This is a genomic window from Bacteroidales bacterium (genome assembly GCA_021157585.1).
In the GTDB taxonomy this organism is placed as follows: Bacteria; Bacteroidota; Bacteroidia; order Bacteroidales; family UBA12170; genus UBA12170.
Genome location: JAGGWH010000002.1, coordinates 1 through 2,536, shown reverse-complemented (window position 1 = coordinate 2,536; position 2,536 = coordinate 1). Strand labels below are relative to the sequence as shown.

Annotated in this window: 2 protein-coding genes; both read left to right on the top strand. The window is 33.1% G+C overall.

Annotated features, from left to right (window positions below):
- The first annotated feature begins 150 nt into the window (after positions 1-150).
- Positions 151-804: a restriction endonuclease gene (locus J7K39_00065; protein MCD6178275.1), complete on the top strand. Its 654-nt coding sequence runs from the start codon at positions 151-153 to the stop codon at positions 802-804.
- A 2-nt stretch (positions 805-806) separates the two neighbouring features.
- Positions 807-2,318 (top strand): SAM-dependent DNA methyltransferase, encoded by a 1,512-nt coding sequence (locus tag J7K39_00060; protein MCD6178274.1) that lies wholly within the window; start codon positions 807-809, stop codon positions 2,316-2,318.
- Positions 2,319-2,536 lie beyond the last annotated feature (218 nt).

Here is a 2,536-nt window from a genome sequence, read left to right as displayed (position 1 = left end):
TGACTTCGTCAAGTACCTTGCTCCGGCGCTCCGCGCCAGAACAAGGTACTTGACCGGACACCGTGAACCGCACAATCAAGCTACGCTTGCTTGTGCGGCCCCCGGTGCCGGTCAGCACCGCGATTATATTTTATGAATATAGGAAAAACAATGAAACAAAAATTGACAATTGAATTGCTTCAAAAAGAAGCAAAACACTTTTCTGAAATCGAATCAAAACATAAAGAACCGAGGCTTTTTGGCATTACCGATGGCAAAGCAGTAGGGACATATCTTGAACATAAGTTTCAAGCATATTTACACAAAGGATATAAATATACTGAGGGGAGTTCAGCTAAAGGTATAGATTTCCCTGAATTATTTGTTGATATGAAGGTAACAAGCATAAAACAACCTCAATCATCATGTCCTTTTAAATCTGCTCGGCAAAAGATATTCGGTCTCGGTTACTCACTTTTAGTATTTGTATATGAAAAAATAGATGATCAATCTGACAATACTGGCAGATTGATGATTAAACATACAATTTTTGTAAATGATTTTCGTACTGCCGATTATCAAACGACTTCCGGTATAATAAAGATTATAGATAATAAAGGAAACAAAGATGATTTATTGGCATTTTTTCAAGAACGGATGTTGCCAGTAGATGAAATAGAAGCTAACCGTATAGCAGAAGAATTACTCCAAAATAAACCAATTGTAGGCTATCTAACAATTTCCAACGCTTTGCAATGGCGACTTCAGTATTCACGGGTGATACATGAGGCTGGTGATATTGATGGTTTGGTGAGGGTAAAATAACTTTGGCTAATACAAAAGAAAAAGTTGAGTTTGGAGATTTCCAGACTCCATTAGCGTTAGCATCAGAAGTGGTTTCAATTTTAGAGATTGATAAATTTGAAACAATCATAGAGCCAACATGCGGTTTGGGAAGGTTCCTGTGCGCATGTGAGACTTTGCGCAAAACGAATATAAATATTATTGGTTGGGAAATAAATCCAGCATATGTTAAAAATGCAAACACTGAACTACAAAATATTACAAGCCATGACGATGCATTTGTAAAACAGCAGGACTTTTTTGAAATTGACTGGAAAGATGTTAAAAAGCAGTTTCAGAAGCCAATATTGTTTATTGGCAATCCGCCTTGGGTAACCAATTCTGAACTTGGCAAACTGTTAAGCAAAAATCTCCCTAAAAAGTGTAATTTTAAGTGCTTAAACGGTCTTGATGCAATGACAGGAAAAAGTAATTTCGACATTTCAGAGTGGATGCTGATAAAAATTGTAGAATTTATATCTAAAACCAATTCAGCTATGGCTTTTCTTATCAAAACATCTGTTGCCAGAAAAATTTTTACCTATGTATGTGGAAATAATCTTTCTGTTGGAAATTTTTTCATCAAAAGAATTGATACAAAAAAACATTTTAACGTAAATGTTGATGCTTGTTTATTTTTTGCTCAAGGATTTATTGATAATAAAGATAATAAAATTTGTAAAATTTATTCTTCCCTACATTCTGAAAAACCATGCAAAGAGATGGGATTATCAAATAACAAACTTATCTCTGATATTAACTCTTATAAATCTTTAAAGGACATTGATTCTAAATGTGAATTCAAATGGCGTTCTGGAGTAAAACATGATTGCTCTAAAGTAATGGAATTTGCGAAAAAAGGGGATATGTTTGTAAATGGATTTAGCGAAGCGTATTTTTTACCAAATGCTTTTATATATCCGATGTATAAAAGCTCTAATATATCTAAAAGTGTATTATCCCCGCCAATAAAATATATGATGATAACTCAAAAAAGGATTGGGGAAGAGACCCGATTTATTAAAATAACATCTCCCTTAACTTGGGACTACTTAGTGGCTCATGCTGAAAAGTTAGATGCCAGAAAAAGTTCAATTTATAAAAATTCACCCAGATTTTCGATGTTCGGTGTTGGAAGTTATACTTTTAAACCTTGGAAAGTTGCAATTTCCGGCTTATATAAAAATATAAAATTCTCATTAGTAGGTCTTTATAATGATAAACCTGTTGTTTTTGATGATACATGCTATATGTTGGGATTCGATAAAAAAAGTGAGGCTTTATTCGTTTATGAAGTATTAACTTCTGATATTGCTAAAAAATTTATTGATGCATTAGTATTCAAAGATAACAAACGACCGATAACAGTAGCTCTTTTAAACAGAATTAGTATTGAATCTATTTCTAAAAGATTAGACAGGTATGACGAATATAAAAATTTATTTACAAACTATAAGCCTAAACAATTGTCATTATTTGGCGAATATAACACATAAATCCAGCGGACGCAAAAAGCTGCGCCGCTGATTTAAACGTTATGTGTGCAAAACGTCTGCTCTGCAAGGAAATATAAAAAAGGAAATAAAAGGCTAAGCATGAATCAAGAAATCAAACTTGGAAAGAGGTATATTGGCAAAGATCATCCATGTATGATTATTGCTGAAATTTCTTGCAACCACTTACAAAAGAAAGAAATTGCAATTAAACTTATTGA